Annotated in this window: 16 protein-coding genes; 12 read left to right on the top strand and 4 right to left on the bottom strand. The window is 63.0% G+C overall.

The features are described 5' to 3' along the window. The first annotated feature begins 18 nt into the window (after positions 1-18). Positions 19-717, top strand: a complete 699-nt coding sequence (locus C8K44_RS20335; RefSeq protein ID WP_109577596.1) for a type 1 glutamine amidotransferase — start codon at positions 19-21, stop codon at positions 715-717. A gap of 284 nt (positions 718-1001) precedes the next feature. Then, positions 1002-1139, top strand: coding sequence for a hypothetical protein (locus C8K44_RS20330; RefSeq protein WP_199227156.1), 138 nt, complete (start codon positions 1002-1004; stop codon positions 1137-1139). Here C8K44_RS20330 and C8K44_RS20325 read toward each other — a convergent pair. Both C8K44_RS20325 and C8K44_RS20320 read right to left on the bottom strand, forming a co-directional pair. After that, on the bottom strand, positions 1123-1881 hold the full coding sequence (locus tag C8K44_RS20325; RefSeq protein ID WP_109577594.1) for a metallophosphoesterase family protein: 759 nt from the start codon (positions 1879-1881) through the stop codon (positions 1123-1125). The two genes, C8K44_RS20330 and C8K44_RS20325, sit on opposite strands and share 17 nt — an antisense overlap. Then, positions 1878-2672, bottom strand: coding sequence for an FCD domain-containing protein (locus C8K44_RS20320; RefSeq protein WP_109577593.1), 795 nt, complete (start codon positions 2670-2672; stop codon positions 1878-1880). The genes C8K44_RS20325 and C8K44_RS20320 overlap by 4 nt, the downstream gene beginning before the upstream one ends. A gap of 196 nt (positions 2673-2868) precedes the next feature. Between C8K44_RS20320 and C8K44_RS20315 the strand changes: the two genes are divergently transcribed. From C8K44_RS20315 to C8K44_RS20280, 8 genes are all read left to right on the top strand, one after another. Beyond that, the gene (locus tag C8K44_RS20315) at positions 2869-4191 is read left to right on the top strand and encodes a DUF3422 family protein (protein ID WP_109577671.1); all 1323 of its coding nucleotides are present in this window, start codon (positions 2869-2871) and stop codon (positions 4189-4191) included. Positions 4192-4358: 167 nt separating this feature from the next. Beyond that, positions 4359-5855, top strand: a complete 1497-nt coding sequence (locus C8K44_RS20310) for an FAD-linked oxidase C-terminal domain-containing protein (protein WP_109577592.1) — start codon at positions 4359-4361, stop codon at positions 5853-5855. Positions 5856-5858: 3 nt separating this feature from the next. After that, complete coding sequence (locus C8K44_RS20305; protein WP_109577591.1) at positions 5859-6443, top strand: hypothetical protein; 585 nt, start codon at positions 5859-5861, stop codon at positions 6441-6443. Then, the gene (glcE, locus tag C8K44_RS20300; protein ID WP_109577590.1) at positions 6440-7693 is read left to right on the top strand and encodes a glycolate oxidase subunit GlcE; all 1254 of its coding nucleotides are present in this window, start codon (positions 6440-6442) and stop codon (positions 7691-7693) included. The genes C8K44_RS20305 and glcE overlap by 4 nt, the downstream gene beginning before the upstream one ends. Beyond that, positions 7690-8067 (top strand): hypothetical protein, encoded by a 378-nt coding sequence (locus C8K44_RS20295; protein ID WP_109577589.1) that lies wholly within the window; start codon positions 7690-7692, stop codon positions 8065-8067. The genes glcE and C8K44_RS20295 overlap by 4 nt, the downstream gene beginning before the upstream one ends. A gap of 16 nt (positions 8068-8083) precedes the next feature. Beyond that, the gene (glcF, locus tag C8K44_RS20290; RefSeq protein WP_109577588.1) at positions 8084-9394 is read left to right on the top strand and encodes a glycolate oxidase subunit GlcF; all 1311 of its coding nucleotides are present in this window, start codon (positions 8084-8086) and stop codon (positions 9392-9394) included. A gap of 125 nt (positions 9395-9519) precedes the next feature. Continuing rightward, a complete protein-coding gene (locus C8K44_RS20285) occupies positions 9520-9831 on the top strand; it encodes a putative quinol monooxygenase (RefSeq protein ID WP_109577587.1) in 312 nt (103 codons plus the stop codon). Between the two features lie 96 nt (positions 9832-9927). Beyond that, complete coding sequence (locus tag C8K44_RS20280; protein WP_109577586.1) at positions 9928-10719, top strand: L,D-transpeptidase; 792 nt, start codon at positions 9928-9930, stop codon at positions 10717-10719. 9 nt (positions 10720-10728) lie between these two features. On the opposite strand, the gene C8K44_RS20275 is transcribed toward C8K44_RS20280, so the two are convergent. Both C8K44_RS20275 and C8K44_RS20270 read right to left on the bottom strand, forming a co-directional pair. Then, positions 10729-11652, bottom strand: coding sequence for a bifunctional 5,10-methylenetetrahydrofolate dehydrogenase/5,10-methenyltetrahydrofolate cyclohydrolase (locus tag C8K44_RS20275; protein WP_109577670.1), 924 nt, complete (start codon positions 11650-11652; stop codon positions 10729-10731). Positions 11653-11891: 239 nt separating this feature from the next. Next, entirely contained in the window at positions 11892-12656 is a 765-nt protein-coding gene (locus C8K44_RS20270; protein ID WP_109577585.1) for a L,D-transpeptidase, read from the bottom strand. Positions 12657-12872: 216 nt separating this feature from the next. Here C8K44_RS20270 and C8K44_RS20265 point away from each other — a divergent pair, with 216 nt between their 5' ends. Both C8K44_RS20265 and hisS read left to right on the top strand, forming a co-directional pair. Then, a complete protein-coding gene (locus C8K44_RS20265) occupies positions 12873-13511 on the top strand; it encodes a DNA-3-methyladenine glycosylase I (protein WP_109577584.1) in 639 nt (212 codons plus the stop codon). A 290-nt stretch (positions 13512-13801) separates the two neighbouring features. Beyond that, complete coding sequence (gene hisS / locus C8K44_RS20260; RefSeq protein WP_109577583.1) at positions 13802-15319, top strand: histidine--tRNA ligase; 1518 nt, start codon at positions 13802-13804, stop codon at positions 15317-15319. Positions 15320-15459: the final 140 nt, after the last annotated feature.

Below are 15459 nucleotides of genomic sequence, written 5' to 3'. Positions count from 1 at the left end.
TGCTGCGGAAGGGCCGAAATGCGCGTTCTGATCGTCCAGAATTTTGCCGATACCGGCCTTGGCCAGGTCGGTTCCGCCCTCGCCGAAGTGGAGGCAGTCATCGATCAGTGCAACGCCTATCTCGGCGACGCGCTGCCTGCCGATGCCGACGGCCATGACGCGATGATCATGCTTGGCGGCGGCCAGAACGCCCGCGACGATGCGCATTCGCCGTATTTCCCCGCCCTTTTGGAGCTCGCCCGCGACTTTGTCGAAAAGGACAAGGCAGTGCTCGGCATCTGCCTCGGCGGCCAACTCTTGGCGCGCGCATACGGTGGCCACAACCGCATCGGCGGTTCGACCGAATTCGGCTGGCATGGCATCACCTTGACCGATGAAGCCCAGGACGATCTGGTCTTCAGCGACCTGCCCCAGCGCTTCCCGATCTTCCAGTGGCACGATGACACTTTCACCTTGCCCGAGGACGCCGTGCGGCTTGCCGGCAGCTCCGTCACCGGCAACCAGGCCTTTCGCATCGGCCGTGCCGGCTATGGCATCCAGTTCCACTTCGAGGCCGACCGGCCAATGGTGCGCCAATGGAACGAGGCGTTCGCGGAAGTGATTGCCCAGCGCCATCCCGATTGGCCGGCGCGTCACGATAGCGAGGCTGCCCGCCACGGCCCGGAGGCCGATGCTGTAGGTATGGCGCTGGCACGCGCCTGGGTGGCGGCGATCTGAGCAGCCAACCGGCGGTTCCGTGACATTTTTGGCACGTCGAAAAAAATCCGCTGTGCATAGCCATTTGGCGGCTGGATTGTGCCCGAAAGCCTTTCTAAGGACAGCCCGCGCCAGCTGGTGATGGTATCGCGAATGAACCACCACTGAGTGCGGCGCGGCACAAGCCCGATACAGAACGAGACTAGAAGCACGGCGGTGATGCCGCGCGTCGACGGTGTCGATTAAACATTTCGGAAACTTATTCGTAACTCTGCTCATGCAGAATGCAGGAAGCTCAACCTGAGATGACTCCCTTGAAAGCAGCGCTCCTGTCCTTCGCCATGCTGTCGGCAATCGTGCTCGGCGGATTTGGGATTTACGCCGCGGATGCCGCGGCCGACCATCGCGTGGTTGATGGTTACGGCGTCACCGCTGCCCGCTAAGCCAAGGTATTTGCACCGAGATCAGCCGTTTTTCGGTGCCGTCGATGGCGAGCGCCGTAAGCGCGCCTGAATAGAACACTCCGGTATCGACATTGACGCGGTTGGCCAGCACTTCGGGCTCGGCCTGCGGCGTGTGGCCGTGCACCACCACTTTTGGGTGCAGTCCCGGATAATTCAGGAACTCTTTGCGGATCCAGATGAGATCCTGCGGGTCCTGCTCGTCGAGTGCGACGCCCGGCCTTATGCCGGCGTGACAGAAGAAGAAATCGCCGAACGAAACTGAATAGGGCAGCGCGCGCAGGAATTGACGGTGGCTGTCAGGCACGGCACGCGCCAACTCGCTGTGGCTGGCACGCAGGCCTCCGGCATCGTTTGTCCGCAGCACCACGCCGTATGACCAGGCGGTTTCCGACCCGCCATGCCGGACAAACAGCCCGTCAGGATCGGGCGCAGCGAGAAAATCCAGAAAACCAACGTCGTGATTGCCTGTCAAAACGATGTTGCGGCTGTCGCGGGCGGTCGCGGCCATCAAATATTCGATCACGCCCCTGGAGTCCGGCCCTCGGTCGACGAGATCGCCGAGGTGGACGATGCGCCAGTCCTCAGGTCTGTCGCGCATGATCTCTGCGGCGATACGTGCATGCATCTCCGTCAGGAGTTCGAGGTGGCCATGCACGTCGCCGATGGCGTAGATCCGGATGCCGTCCGGCCCCCTGGCGTCGAGATAGTGCATGCCTGTCATAGCTTGCGACCCGTGTCGCTGATGTCCGTACGCTGCCGCAGCCTCAATCGCGAGATGCGTTGCCAGTCGCCGCTTCGCTCCGCTTCGGTCATGGCGCGTTCGAGATAGGTGATGTGGGCCATGGCGGCCTTGCGCGCGCCCTCAGTGTCGCCTGACGCCACCGCGCGGTGGATCGCCTTGTGCTGTTCAAGCAGTGCCTCACGGGCGGCGGGCAGGGCAAACACTACCAACCGGTTCTGGAAAACGCCGTCGGACAGCAGCCGGTAGCAGGAGCGCAGCGTGTGCAGCAGGATGATGTTGTGGGCGCATTCGCCGACGGCATGGTGGAACTCGACGTCGATTTCAGCTTCCTCGGCGAAATCGGCGCGTGCGTGCGCTGCTTCCATCCGCGCCATGATGCCGTCGAGCAATGCGAGATCCTCGGGAGTTGCGCGCCGCGCGGCATATTCAGCCGCCAGCCCTTCGATTTCACGGCGATACTCGAGATAGTCGGCCGCAGCCTTGCGGTGGTGGACGATCAGCTCCATCACCGGCTTGGAAAACACCTGTCCGATGACATCGGCGACATGGGTGCCGCCACCATGGCGCGTCACCATCAGTCCTCGCCCCTCGAGCACTTTCAGCGCTTCGCGCAGGATTGGCCGGGACACCTCGAATTGCTTGGCCATCTCGCGTTCGCCAGGCAATCGGTCGCCGGCGCGCAGCACGCCTTCGAGGATCAGGCTCTCGATCTGCTGCACCACCTCGTCAGCGGTGCGCGAATGTTCGATCCGGGAAAAGATGTCGTTCAAGGTCGTATCCGAAGCCTCTGCGGTGAGGCCGAAGATAGGAGCCGCCTCGGCAACTGGTCAAATTATTTATCCAATCAGGCCGAATGGAGCCGGCTTTCGACGATGCCTGCTTATCAGTCAGCGCTAAAGTTGGCGTTTGCCTGTTGCATCGAATTTACCTAGAGCCAGAAAATTCCGGGCACAGATGGAGCCATTGGTGACACTCGACCCATCCTCTCTCGAATTCCTTCCCCGCGCCACTGGCAGCGTCATGGGCTTCCCGGCGCATGAGGGCCGTCCAGGCGCACTTGGCGAGGTGCATTCCAGGCCGCATCCACTTGTCGAAACCCCGCGCGTGCTGGTCCAGCTTTCATTCATGACCGAGGGTGGCTCCAGCGTCGATCACGCGGTGCTTTCCGAATTGTCGCGTCGGCTCGGTATAGCATCGCCCGATCGCCACGCCCGCCATCACGCCATGAAATGGGGGCAGGGGTCGCTGCGTTGGGAACGGCACACCGAATTCTCGACCTATCTCTGGGAAGGGCCACTTTCCGACAATGGCCGTTCCCAGGAGGATTCTCCGTTTGGCAACGGCTTCAGCCCGCCCGGCACAGTCATATCGGGCATCAGGCTGGAGATCCGCAAGTGGACGGCCGACAACGAAAAGCTGATCGCCGGATTCGACCCGACCAGCCTGTGCTATTCCCTCGTCGAGAACGGCGCTGCCGGCATCGTCACCGACTTCCGCCAGGACGGCGATGGGCTCACTCGCATCCTGATCCTCGACCGCGGCCTCACGCCCGCCCGAACCGGCGCGTTGTCGCAACGGCTGATCGATATCGAGACTTACCGCACGCTCGCCATGCTCGGCCTGCCGATGGCGCTGTCGCTGTCTAGCCGGGTTCGCCGCATCGAGGACCGGCTTGCCTTGGCCACACGCGAGATGAAGGCGACTGAAACCCGCGACAGCCAGGCCTTGCTCGCCGATCTCACCGAGCTTGCAGCCGAACTCGAGGCGGACGCCGCGTCGAGCCTATACCGCTTCGGCGCCAGCCGCGCCTATGACGGCATCGTCCGCGAGCGCCTCGAGGCGCTCGAGGAAGAAGTTGTCCCGGGCTACGATACCTGGGCCGGCTTTCTGAAGCGCCGCGTGGCGCCGGCCATGCGCACCTGCCGCTCTGTCGAGGAACGCCAGGCCAATCTTTCACGCAAGCTGACCCGCGCCACCACGCTTCTGCGCACCTGGGTCGATGTCGAGGTTGAAAAGCAGAATCGCGACCTGCTTGCCTCGATGAACAACCGTGCCCGCCTGCAACTGCGGCTGCAGCAGACCGTCGAAGGTCTGTCGGTCGCCGCCGTGTCCTACTATGTCGTCGGCCTCATCGGCTATGTCGCCAAGGGGGCATCGACCGTGGATCATTTCTTCGCTCCCGAGATCGTTACGGCTGCCTCGGTGCCGATCGCGATCCTGCTCGTCTGGTGGGGCGTGCGCCGGGTTCGTCGCGCCCACGAAGAGCCCAAAACGGCTGCCGGCGAGTAATCGGCAGGAACTGGCCTGCCCGAATGGGCGGGCCGATCCCACCAGCGTCAGATTGACGCTGCGTGAACCTCGTTTGGGTGTCATCCTGCGTCGAGAAAGCGTGCGGTTTACAGGATGCCGGCACTACTGGTAAAAGCTTTTTACCAGTTGATCGATGCAGGTGATCCATGTCCGGCATATTGATGCCCAAACCAGATGCAGCGACGCTGAGCCGGCGCGACGAAATTGTTGCCGACATGCGCATCATCGTGCCGGGTGAAGGTGTGGTCGATGCCGTCAACGAGATGCGCGCATTCGAAAGCGATGGCCTGACCGCTTACCGCCAATTGCCGATGGTCGTGGTCCTGCCGGAAACGGTGGCGCAGGTCTCGCGCCTGCTCAAATATTGCAACGAGCGCAACATTCGCGTCGTGCCGCGCGGTTCGGGGACCTCGCTGTCGGGCGGCGCGCTGCCGCTCGAGGATGCGGTGCTTCTGGTGATGAGCCGCTTCAACCGAATCATCGAGATCGATTACCCCAACCGCGTCGTCGTCGCCCAGCCGGGTGTCACCAATCTCGGTATCACCACCGCAGTCGAGCAGGACGGCTTCTATTACGCGCCCGACCCGTCCTCGCAGATCGCCTGCTCGATAGGCGGCAATGTCGCTGAAAATTCAGGCGGCGTGCACTGCTTGAAATACGGGCTCACCGCCAACAACGTGCTCGGCATTGAAATGGTGCTGATGAATGGCGAAGTCGTGCGCCTGGGCGGCAAGCATCTCGAAGCCGAAGGCTATGACCTGCTGGGCGTCATGACCGGCTCCGAGGGTCTCTTGGGCGTCGTCACGGAGGTTGCGGTCCGCATCCTCAAGAAGCCGGAAACGGCGCGGGCGCTGCTGATCGGCTTCCCGACCAGCGAGGAGGGCGGCCAGTGCGTCGCCGACATCATCGGCGCGGGCATCATTCCCGGCGGCATGGAGATGATGGACCGCCCGGCTATTCACGCGGCCGAGGATTTTGTCCATGCCGGTTATCCGCTCGATGTCGAAGCATTGCTGATCGTCGAACTGGACGGGCCGGGTGTCGAGGTCGACCATTTGATCGGCCTCGTCGAGGCAATCGCCTACAAGAACGGCGCCACCACCTGCCGCATGTCGCAGTCCGAACAGGAGCGGCTGACCTTCTGGGCCGGACGCAAGGCGGCGTTTCCAGCGGTGGGGCGCATATCGCCCGATTACTACTGCATGGACGGCACCATCCCGCGCAAGGAACTGCCGCGCGTTCTCGCCGGCATGCGCGAATTGTCAGGGCAATATCGTCTTGGCGTCGCCAACGTCTTTCATGCCGGCGACGGCAACCTGCACCCGCTGATCCTCTACGATGCCAATGTGCCCGGCGATCTTGAAAAGGCCGAGGCCTTCGGCGCAGACATTTTGCGCCTGTGCGTCAAGGTCGGCGGCGTGCTCACTGGCGAACATGGCGTCGGCGTCGAAAAACGCGACCTGATGCCTGAAATGTTCAACGAGATCGATCTTGACCAGCAGATGCGGGTCAAATGTGCATTCGATCCGAACCATTTGCTCAATCCGGGCAAGGTGTTTCCCCAACTCCGCCGCTGCGCAGAACTTGGCCGCATGCACGTCCATCGTGGCCAGATGGCTTTTCCCGACATTCCGAGGTTTTGAGCGATGCTGCTCAAGCAATCCATCCTCGACGGTATCGCGCGCGGCGACGTCACGCTTGCCTTCCGGCGCTGGCGGCGGCCGACAGTCAAGGCTGGGACCGGCCTGCGCGCGGCGGCCGGCATCGTCCGGATCGGCAAGGTGGAGGCGGTCGACGAGGCCGAGCTGTCCGACGCCGACGCGATCGCTGCCGGTTACACCGATCGCGCGGCACTGATCTCCGATCTGCGCGCCGATGGCGACACGGCGCTGTACAGGATCGTATTCGATGGCATCGAGGCTGACCCAAGGATTGGCTTGCGCAACAGCTCGGCGCTGTCCGACGCCGATTGGCACGAGCTCGCCGCGCGTTTCGCACGTTGGGACAAGACGGCACCGGGCTATTTCGCTTCGATCCTGAGCTCGATTGCCAAGCATGCCGCGACGCCGGCCGCCGTGCTTGCCCAAGACCTCGGTGTCGAGAAACTGAAATTCAAGCAGGACGTGCGCAAGCTCAAGGAACTCGGTCTGACCGAAAGCCTCGATGTCGGCTATCGCGTGTCGCCGCGCGGCGAAGCCGCACTCGAAAAGCTGCGGGAGCACCGGCTATGACCACCTTCACGCCCACCTCCGCCGCTGAAGTTCTGTCCGCAGTCCAATGGGCAACGGCTGATGAAACGCCGCTCGAAATCCTCGGCCATGGTTCCAAGCGCGGTATCGGCCGTCCGCTGCAAACCGAGCACACGCTTGATCTGTCGGGCCTGTCGGGCGTCACATTGTACGAGCCGGCGGAGCTGGTGGTGTCGGCAAAGGCTGGCACGCCTCTGGTTGAGATCGAACAACTGCTTGCTGAAAACGGTCAGCAGCTTGCCTTCGAGCCGATGGACTACGGTCCGCTGCTGGGCGGCGAGACAGGCAAGGGAACGCTCGGCGGCGTGCTGGCAGCCAATCTCGCAGGCCCGCGCCGTCTCAAGGCAGGTGCAGCGCGTGACCATATCCTCGGCATCCATGCGGTTTCCGGGCGTGGCGAGGCCTTCAAGTCGGGCGGCCGCGTCGTCAAGAACGTCACTGGCTACGACCTCTCCAAGGCGATGGCCGGCTCGTGGGGTACACTCGCCGTGCTGACCGACGTCACCTTCAAGGTGCTGCCGTCGGCCGAAACCGAAACCACGCTCGCCATACGTGGCCTGCTCGACGACAGCGCAGCCGCAGCAATGGCGATGGCCATGGGGTCCAGCGGCGAGGTGTCGTCGGCAGCCCACCTGCCAGAGCGCATGGCCGCGCGCGTGCTTGATGGCAAGCTGGGCGGCGATCCCGCCACGCTTCTCCGCGTCGAAGGGTTTGGGCCTTCCGTTGCCTATCGCGTTGCCCATCTCAGCGATTTGCTCGGCAACGCCGGCCCGATCGAGGAGATCGCGGGCGAGGCGTCGAAGACGCTTTGGCGCGACGTGCGCGATGTCAGGCCCTTTGCCGACGGAACCGACAAGCCGGTCTGGCGCGTTTCGATGCCGCCAGCGGACGCCCACCACATGGTGCTGGCTTTGCGCATGCAAGCGGCCGCCGATGCATTCTACGATTGGCAAGGTGGCCTCGTCTGGCTGCGCATGGAGGGCGAGCCCGAGGCCGAACTGCTGCGCGCGCTGATCCGGAAATTCGGCGGCGGCCACGCCACGCTGGTTCGTGCTGCACCCGCCTGGCGCGCCGCGATCCCGGTCTTCGAGCCGCAGCCGGCCGCGCTGGCGGCGCTCTCGGCGCGCCTCAAGGCCGAATTCGATCCGAAGAACATCCTCAATCCCGGCCGGATGGTGCATTCGTCCGACTCTGCTACCGTGGCGGGTGTATCAGAGGGAGCTACACCGTGAGCGACAATCAGCCGAACTTCACCCCGCGCCAGACCGACCGCTGGCTCGATCCAGGCCAGACCAATGTCCAGGTCATCTACATCCTCTATCTCGCTGGCCTGGTCATCGGCATCAGCGGTTTGGTCGGAATCGTCCTTGCCTATATGAACCGCGGCAAGGCCGGCGGTTTCCTCGAGACGCACTATACCTGGCTGATCCGCACCTTCTGGATCGGCCTGCTCTATGCGCTGGTCTCTTTTGTCCTGATGTTCCTGTTCGTCGGCTTCCTGCTGATGTTCGCCGTGGCCGTCTGGTTCATCGTTCGTTGCATCCTTGGCCTGCAGGCGCTTGGTCGCGGCGAGCCGATCAAGAACCCTGACAGCTGGCTTATCTGAGAAAGCCCAAAACGCCGTGCAGACCAATTTCACCCCCGCCCAGCTCGCCGATCCGCATGTCGCGGAATCGGAGAAGATCCTGCGCAAATGCGTGCATTGCGGTTTCTGCACGGCCACCTGTCCGACCTATGTGACGCTCGGCAACGAACTCGATTCGCCGCGCGGCCGCATCTATCTGATCAAGGACATGCTCGAAAACGGCCGGCCGGCCGACAAGGAAATCGTCACACATATCGACCGCTGCCTGTCTTGCCTTGCGTGCATGACGACTTGCCCCTCGGGCGTGAACTACATGCACCTTGTCGACCATGCCCGCGCCCATATCGAAAGGACCTATCGCCGGCCGCTGATGAACCGCTTTACGCGCGGCGTGCTGGCTGCGGTGTTGCCCTATCCCGCACGGTTCCGCGCGGCGCTGAAGCTCGCAAAGCTCGGCCGGCCTTTTGCCCGGGCTTTCGATGCTGTGCCGGCGCTGAAGCCATTTGCGGCGATGCTCAGGCTGGCGCCGGCCTCGATTCCGGCGGCGTCCAGAATGGCTTCGCCCGGCGCTCATGCCGCCAAGGGCACGAAACTCGGACGCGTCGCTATCCTCACCGGATGCGCCCAACCGGTGCTCGAGCCCGGCATCAACGAGGCGACGGTGTCGCTGCTCAACCGGCTTGGCATCGAGGTCGTGGTGCCGAAGGGCGAGGGCTGCTGCGGCGCGTTGGTCCATCACATGGGGCGCGAGGAAGCAGCGCTTGCCTCGGCTCGGCAGAATGTCGACGCCTGGACACGTGAACTCGACAATGGCGGCCTCGACGCTATCGTCATCACTGCCTCGGGCTGCGGCACGACGATCAAGGACTACGGCTTCATGCTCAGGCTTGACCCGGCCTATGCCGAAAAGGCAGCGCGGGTGTCGGCGCTCGCCAAGGACGTCACCGAATATCTTGCCACGCTCGATCTGCCGGAACCCAAGCGAAAGCCAGGCCTGACGGTTGCCTATCATTCGGCGTGCTCTATGCAGCACGGCCAGAAGATCACCCGCCAACCCAAGGATTTGCTTTCCCGCGCAGGTTTCGTCGTCAAGGAACCGCGCGAGGGCCATCTGTGCTGCGGCTCGGCTGGCACCTACAACATCATGCAGCCGGAGATTTCGGCTCGCTTGCGCGACCGCAAGGTCAAGAACATCGAGGCGACGGGTGCGGCACTCGTTGCCACCGGCAACATCGGTTGCATCACCCAGATCGCCTCCGGCGCCAGCTTGCCGGTGGTCCATACGGTCAAGCTGCTCGACTGGGCCTATGGCGGAGACAAGCCGGCGGGTGTTCCGGACATCACTTGAGCAAGCGCGAATGCCGAGCATGATGTCGTTCTATTACCTCGGGGGTCGTTGAAACCGGCAGACGCTCAATTCATTTTCCTCGTCACGCGGTCGCTGGTCGGCCCAACGATTTCGAGGACAATGAATTGAGCGTTACCTACCTGATCGGCTTCACCGTCCGCCCGGAGCAGCGCGGCCGTTTCCTCAAGCTGCTCAACGGCGTGCTCGATGCGATGCGCCATGAAGACATGTTCGTCAGCGCGACGCTGCACGGCGATCCAAGCGACGCCAACCATTTCCTGCTGCATGAAACCTGGGCCGATCACCAGGACGTGCTCGTGGTGCAGCTCAAGCGGCCGTACCGCGCGGCGTGGCATGCTGCCCTTGAGGAGCTTCTGGCCACGCCACGAGACATTTCCATGTGGCAGCCGTTGCGCAGCGACCACAACGAGAATTAGTTTCGGTCGTTGCTGCCTTCACGGATTGAACACTGCTGGTGGAACATGCGATTGTTTCGAGCGTTGCTGGGTTTCGAAACGCGCTTAAAGGACCCAATGTCAAGAATCAGCCGACGCAGTCTTCTGGCATTGGGCGCAACAGGCATCGCCTCTGCTGCCCTTTCGGCCTGCTCCACGACACGCAGCGAACGGTCGGGCTATTCCGGGACAGCATTTCCTCAGCCGCCGTCGCTCAGCAACGATCCGTCCTTCGGCAACCCGAGCATCATGTATGCGGCTGTTTCCGACAACGGCCACGACATTCCTGCCGTTCCGTACCAGAAGATCGATCCGCGATTTTATCGCCAGGTCGTGTCCAACCCAACGGGCGAGCAGGCAGGCACGGTCGTCATCGATACGTCGGCCCATTTCCTCTATTTCGTGGCCAATTCCGATGAAGCCATCCGCTATGGCGTTGGGCTTGGCCGCGCGGGCTTCGAATGGGCGGGCCGCGGGGTGATCGAGTGGAAGCAGGTGTGGCCGCGCTGGTTCCCGCCGAATGAAATGATCGACCGCCAGCCTGAATTGGAAAAATACCGCGCGCGCCAGATCCCTCGTACCAACGAATGGGAAGGTGGCATGGAGGCTGGCGTCCAGAACCCGCTCGGGGCCAGGGCGCTATACATTTTCCAGAACGGCAAGGACACGCTCTACCGGCTGCATGGTTCGCCCGAATGGGCATCGATCGGCAAGTCGGTGTCGTCTGGATGCGTGCGATTGATCAACCAGGACATCATCGACCTGTACGGGCGCGTCGCCGACGGCACGCCGATCGTCGTCACCAGCGGACTGCCGGCCGGCGGTCAGCCGGCAACATCGCAAATCTCGGGTGACGTTGTCAGGCTCTAGGAGCCGCGGTTACTCGGCCGCCAGCGTTTCTTCGGCAGTGCCGAAGGTGGCGCGATAGACCGCGCGCTGGCGGTTGAGCGCCACCATCGTATTGCGCAAGAGGATTGCCACTGTCACCGGGCCGACGCCGCCAGGCACCGGTGTGATCCACGACGCTACTTCCTTGACGCTGTCGGTATCGACGTCGCCGACGATGCGGCTCGAACCGTCCGGCAAGGTCTCGGCATTGATGCCGATGTCGATGACGGCAGCACCTGGCTTGACCATGTCGGCCTTGATCAGGCGCGGCTTGCCCACGGCGACGAACAGCGCGTCGGCGCGGCGTGCATGGGCTGCGAGCGAACGTGTCATGTGATGGCACACCGTCACTGTCGCGCCTTCGCTCATCAAGAGGAAGGCGATCGGCTTGCCGACGATTTCCGAATGCCCGACGACCACCACTTCCAGCCCCTTGAGATCGAGCCCGGTGGCTTTCAGCAATTCGACCGAAGCAGCCGCCGTACACGGCGCCAGGTCGAGCTGGTTGTAGACGATGTTGCCGATCGAGGCCGGGTGCATGCCTTCGACATCCTTCAGCGGATGCACCGCTGCCTGGATAGCCTTGATCGGAATGTGCGCCGGTACCGGCCGCTGGATGATGATGCCGGTGATGCGCGGATCGGCATTCATGCCGTGAATGGCAGCTTCGAGTTCACCGGCCGTCAGCTCGGCGGGAAAGCGCCGTTCTTCGAAGTCGATACCTGCGAGTTCGGCCTTGGCGCGCTGGTTGCGGACATAGACGTCCACCGCGGCCACATCGCCGACGGTGATCGATACAAGCTTGGGGCGGAAGCCTTCGTCGGTCGCCTTTTGCGCGGCGGCGCGCACTTCGGCGATGATACGGGCGGCAACGGGGCCGCCTTTGAGATAGCGGTTGTCGTCGAGCGGCGGCATATGTCTTCCTTCGGCGGTCATCGACCTGGGACAGCCTCCCGGATACTTCGGCAGGCGTGGGATGAAAAGGGTCGATTGGATCAAATTTCATCCATGTTAAACAATTTTTCCCAAGAGATCGAGCCGGGCGATCGGGTTCGTGTTTCCGGAAAAGCGAAAAGGGCAGCGCGATCTTCCGCCACGCTGCCCTTTTGCTTGGGAACCATGTCTAGGGACAGGTTCCGCCCCCGTAACCGTGATTACCTGACGACGACCTTGGTGCCGACCGAGACCTTTTCGTAGAGTTCCATGACGTCTTCGTTTCGCATGCGGATGCAGCCCGATGACACGGCCCCGCCGATCGTCCAGGGCTGGTTGGTGCCGTGGATGCGGTAGAGCGTCGATCCTAGATAGAGCGCGCGGGCGCCGAGCGGGTTATCCGGGCCGCCTGTCATCATTGCAGGCAACACGCGGCCCTTGGCGCGTTCGCGCGCGATCATCTCCGCCGGCGGACGCCAATCCGGCCATTCGCGCTTCGACGTCACCTTGTGCGTGCCGGACCATTCGAAGCCCGGCTTGCCGGTGCCGACGCCGTAGCGGCGCGCCTGGCCATCCTCCTGCACGTGATAGAGGAAGTTCTCGTTGGTATCGATGATGATGGTGCCCGGCTTTTCGCCGCCCTCGTAGGCAACCGTCTGGGGCAGGTAGATCGGATTGATCTGCGGCTTGACCGTGCGCTTTTCGGGCGCGCGCAGCGCGGCTGTTTGTACGCGGTCGGGCTGGGCCTGACGCCGCTGGACGGAGCGCGGTGCGGCGGGCTTGACCGGCTGCTGGGCGCGTTGCTGGCGCTGTTGACTGGGCATCACTTCGCCGGGTTTGCGGCCGAGCTGCAGCACCCAGGGTGCCGAGAGGTCGGGGCTCACCACCACAGGGGGCCGCTCGGCGTAGCGGTCATAGGCCATTGCCGGCGAAACCAACTCGGCCAGCATGGCTACCGAGGCCAGAAGGATCAGAGGTCTGTTCATGGACGCACTCTCAACTCGATCGTCGCCGCGAGGGCAGGGCACTGCCCGCTCCCCGGTTCGGGGTCATGTTGTCTGTGCCTACCCACCGAAACGTGAATCGGGTTGCGTAAAATGCGAGATTGTCAGGAAACCTTTTGGTGTGGTTACCGGCCGGTTCAGGAGTCTGGTAAAGCACCAGTAAATCAGCGCTTGTCGCTGTTAACGAACGGATTTGTGATGGAAGAGAAAAAGACTGGGCTGATGTTGGGGGCTGACGGCGCGACGCGCTGCTTCTGGCCGGGCGTGCTGCCAGACTATCTGCACTACCACGATAATGAGTGGGGTCGGCCGGTTGCGGACGATAACAGGCTGTTCGAAAAGGTTTGCCTTGAAGGTTTCCAGTCCGGCCTGTCGTGGCTGACCATCTTGCGCAAGCGCGACAATTTCCGCGAGGCGTTTTCCGGCTTCGACTTCGACCGTGTCGCCGAATACGGCGAGACCGACATCGAGCGGCTGCTGGGCAATCCTGGCATCGTGCGCCATCGCGGCAAGATCGTCTCGACCATCAACAACGCCAGGCGCGCCCGCGCATTGGCCGATGAGGCTGGCTCGCTCGCTGCCTGGTTCTGGAAGTTCGAGCCGGGTGAGCAGGAGCGGCCTGAGGTGGTCGACTATCCCACGCTGATCGCCAATCCGACGACGCCGACCTCGACGCGCATTTCCAAGGAACTGAAGAAGCGTGGCTGGAGCTTTGTCGGACCAACGACCGTCTATGCCTTCATGCAGGCGATGGGGCTGGTCAACGACCATATCGAAGGCTGCATGTGCCGGAGCAAGGTCGAGGCCGAACGCAAGGCGTTCAAGCGGCCGGGTTAGTAGAAAAAAGCACCCCCACCCCTAACCCCTCCCCACAAGGGGGAGGGGAATGCCAGCGCCGCCGCTACATCAAAGTCTTCGAAAGTTGGTGCGAGAAGGCCGTACTGAAGGGTCCCCCTCCCCCTTGTGGGGAGGGGTTAGGGGTGGGGGTAACGCTTTGCGACCGAGCTTTGTTTTCAGCCCAGTAGCCGCTCACCGCGCCAAACGCTTGCCGCTCCATCCCATTTCGGTTACGACACGCCGCGCCGTGATCGCGGCCAAAACATCTGGAAAATAGCGGAATCTCGACCATGGCCGACAAATCGGAAAAGATGAAAGCGCGGCTGCCTCGTGGCTTCGTCGACCGTGGCGCGGACGACATCCGTGCGGTCGAGAAGATGATGGTCGCGATCCGCGAGGTCTATGAACTATACGGCTTCGAACCGGTCGAGCAGCCGCTGATCGAATACACCGATGCGCTCGGCAAGTTCTTGCCCGACCAGGACCGCCCCAACGAGGGCGTCTTTTCCTTCCAGGACGACGACGAGCAGTGGCTGTCGCTGCGCTACGACCTGACCGCGCCGACCGCGCGCTTCGTCGCCGAAAACTACGAGAAGCTGCCCAAACCCTATCGCAGCTACCGCTCCGGCTGGGTTTTCCGCAACGAAAAGCCCGGTCCCGGCCGCTTCCGCCAGTTCATGCAGTTCGACGCCGACACTGTTGGCACACCGGGTGTCGCGGCCGATGCCGAGATGACCATGATGATGGCTGACGTCATGGAAGCGCTCGGCATCAAGCGCGGCGACTATGTCATCCGCGTCAACAACCGCAAGGTGCTCGACGGCGTGCTCGAGGCCATCGGCCTCGGCGGCGACGAGAACGCCAACCGCCGCCTAACTGTTTTGCGCGCCATCGACAAGCTCGACAAGTTCGGCCCCGAGGGCGTTAAGCTCCTGCTCGGCAAGGGCCGCTGGGACGGAGGTGCTGAAGGCGAGGGCGACTTTACCAAGGGTGCGGGGCTGGATGACGCGGCGATCAACACCGTCATCGCCTTTACCGAAGCTGGTGCTGCCAATTCCGACTCCACTGCTGCGAATCTCAAGGCCATCGTTTCCGGCAATGTTCGTGGCACCGAAGGTGTCGACGAGCTGGCGCAGATCGGCTCTTTGGTCGCAGCTGCAGGCTATGACGATGGCCGCATCAAGATCGACCCGTCGGTCGTGCGTGGGCTCGAATATTACACCGGGCCTGTCTACGAGGCCGAGCTGCTGGCTGAAATTCCCAATGACGACGGCCAGGTCGTGCGCTTTGGCTCGGTTGGCGGCGGCGGCCGTTATGACGGCCTCGTCTCGCGTTTCCGTGGCGAGCCCGTGCCGGCTACCGGCTTCTCCATCGGCGTTTCGCGCCTGATGACGGCGCTGAAGAACCTCGGCAAGCTCGACACCTCTGATGTCATCGCGCCGGTCGTCGTTTTGGTCATGGACAAGGACACCGAAAGCCTCGGCCGCTATCAGAAGATGGTCGCCGAGTTGCGCGCGGCAAAAATCCGCGCCGAAATGTATCTCGGCGGCGCCGGCATGAAGGCGCAGATCAAATATGCCGACCGCCGTGGCTCGCCTGTGGTCATCATCCAGGGCGGCGACGAGCGCGCCCGTGGCGAACTCCAGATCAAGGACCTGATCGAGGGCGCGCGCCTGTCGGCCGAAATCACTGATAATGCCGAGTGGCGCGCCGCACGTCCGGCACAAATCACCGTGCCCGAGGCAGGCCTCGTTGATGAAGTGAAGAAGATCCTGGCCGCTCAGGCAGAAGAGCGCGGCCGTGGCTAGCGAATGCATGCAGCGGTCCGCGCTGCCCCTCATCCCCCTGCCGGGACCTTCTCCCCGTGGAACGGGGAGAAGGAGGATGGCTGGAACGCTGACGCCCCCCTCGCCCCGTTTACGGGGAGAGGGTAAGGGTGAGGGGCAGC

The sequence above is a fragment of the Aminobacter sp. AP02 genome (assembly GCF_003148805.1).
GTDB lineage: Bacteria > Pseudomonadota > Alphaproteobacteria > Rhizobiales > Rhizobiaceae > Aminobacter.
This window is presented reverse-complemented; position numbering and strand designations above follow the sequence as displayed.